This is a genomic window from Allobosea sp. CER48 (assembly GCF_044752385.1).
GTDB lineage: Bacteria > Pseudomonadota > Alphaproteobacteria > Rhizobiales > Beijerinckiaceae > Allobosea.
Window position 1 is genome coordinate 1 of the sequence record NZ_JBIWYK010000445.1, and the last position, 2,506, is coordinate 2,506.

Sequence of the window (2,506 nt, forward strand, 5' to 3'; positions counted from 1 at the left end):
GGCCGGCGGCGTTCGGCAGGATGCTGCCGCTGATCAGGCCGGTGGCGGGATCGAGCGCCAGGCCGGGAGGCAGCGTGCCGCCGGCCGAATAGGACAGTGCGTCGCCTTCGATATCGCTGAAGTAGCCGGCGAGGTTCAGGCTGACGGCCGTGCCCTCGGCGCGGTTGAGGGCCGGGATGGCCCCGGCGGCCGGCGGGTCGTTCACCGGCAGCACCGTGACGGTGACATCATATTCGTTGCTGCCGCCGAGCCCGTCCGAGACGATGAAGCTGAAGCTGTCCGTTCCGGCGAAATTCGCGGCCGGCGTGTAGGTATAGCTGCCATCCGGCGCGATGGTGACGGTGCCATGGGCCGGCACGGTGGTGCCGGTGGAATAGACCACCCGGTCGCCATCGTCATCGGTCGCTGCCGGCAGCGTGCCGGTGAAGGCGGTGTCCTCATTGGTGGTCAGGCTGCCGCCGGAAGCAATCGGGGCGTCGTTCTCGCCCGCGACCGTGACGGTGACGGTCGCCGTCGCGACGCCACCCTGTCCGTCCGAGATCGTGTAGGTGAAGGTCGTCACGCCGTTGAAATTGGCGTTCGGCACGAAGGTCAGCGTGCCATCGGCATTGAGCGTCACGCTGCCCTCGGCCACGGCGAGCGGGACCCCGGCCGTGATGACGGCCCCGTCGATCTGGATGATCGCGAGCGGGCTGCCCTCGACATCGCCGTCATTGGCGCGCGGGTCGAAGGTGGCGCTGCCGTCCTCGGCCAGTTCGACGACGTCGTTGATGGCGACCGGCGGGTCGTTTACCGGCGTCACGGTGCCGGAGACGGCCGCGCTCGCAGTGCCGCCGGCGCCGTCGCTGAGGGTATAGCTGAAGCCGATCGGGCCGTTGTAGTTCGTGGCCGGGGTGAAGCTGAGCGTGCCATCGGGGTTGAGCGTGATCGTGCCGCCCTGGATCGCGATCGTCCCTCCGCTGGCGATGTTGGTGCCGTTGATCTGGGTAATGGCGAGCGCGTTGCCGTCGATATCGCTGTCATTGCTGCGCGGATCGAAGGTGACCGGCGTATCCTCCGCCGTGGTGAAGGTGTCGTCGACCGCGACGGGCGCGTCGTTGACCGGCGTGACCGTGCCGTCGATCGTGGCGGTGGCCGTCGTGGTGCCGTCGGAGATCGTATAGGTGAAGTTCGGCGCGCCGTTGTAGTTCGCGGCCGGAGCGAAGGTCAGGCTGCCGTTGGCGTTGAGCGTGACGGTGCCGCCGGTCACCGTAACCGGCACGCCGACACTGATCGCGGCACCGTTGATCTGGGTGATCGTCAACGCATTGCCGTCGATATCGCTGTCATTGCTGCGCGGGTCGAAGGTGACCGGCGTGTCCTCGGCCGTGGTGAAGCTGTCGCTGACCGCGACGGGCGCGTCGTTTTCGCCGGTGACGGTGACGGTCACCGTGGCGGTCGCGGTGCCGCCCTGTCCGTCGGACACGGTATAGGTGACGCTGGTGGCGCGGGTCTGGCCGGCGGCGAGGTTGTCGAAGGCGGTGCCGGGGACGAAGCTGTAGGTGCCGTCGGCATTGATGGTGAAGCTGCCGCCGTTCGAGCCGGCGACCACGGCCCCGACCGCGCCGGCGACGCCGTTGACCGCGGAGACGGCGAGCGGGTCGCCATCCGGGTCGTTGTCGGCCCCGTTGCCGTTATTGGCAAAGACCGATCCGCCGATACTGGCGTTCTCCGTCGTCGCCAGCGCGTCGTCGCGCGCGATCGGCGCGGGATTGCCCACCGTCCAGGTGAAGCTGCGGCTGGTGCTGAGCCCGCCTGCATCCGTGGCGGTGATCGTGACGGTATAGGGGCTGCCGAGGCTGGCGCTGCGATCGATGGTGCCGGAGATCACGCCGGTGGCGGGATTGAGCGTCAGGCCGGGCGGTAGCCCGGTCGCGGCATAGCTGCGCGTATCGCCGATATCGACGTCGAAGAAGTTGCCGGAAATGTCGAAGGACACCGCCTGCGCGTCCGTGCCGGCCTGGCTGGCGATCGGCGTTGAGCCCGGGGCGTCGTTCACGGGAGTGACGTTGATCGTGAGGGTCGAGGAAGCCGTCGCGGTGCCGTCGCTGACCGTGAAGCCGACCTGCGGCACCGCGCCGTTGAAATTGGCCGCCGGCACGTAGCTGTACGATCCGTTGGCGTTGAGCGTCAGGGAGCCCCAGGCGCCGGCGGCTGTCTGCCCGGCATTGTAGGCGGTGCCGCCGATCGTGAAGGTGGCGACGGAGAGCGGATCGCCGTCCGGGTCGCTGGCGGAGGCCAGGACGCCGCCCGCGGCGCCAATCGTCAGAGCGGTATCTTCGTTGGTGGTCGCGGTGACCGGGTTGGCGATCGGCGTGTCGTTGACCGCGGTCACCGTGACGCTGACGGTGTACTCCACGGTCGCGATGCCGTCGCTCACCGTATAGGTGAAGCTGTCCGGCCCGTTATAGTTCGCCGCGGGCGTGTAGCTGTAGGTGCCGTTTGCGTTGATCGTCACCGAACCATG

1 protein-coding gene is annotated in these 2,506 nt (G+C 68.5%); it reads right to left on the bottom strand.

The window, feature by feature from the left end; genetic code table 11:
* On the bottom strand, positions 1 to 2,497 hold a 2,497-nt coding region (locus ACIPIA_RS14125), incomplete at its 3' end, for an Ig-like domain-containing protein (protein ID WP_400510463.1).
* Positions 2,498 to 2,506 lie beyond the last annotated feature (9 nt).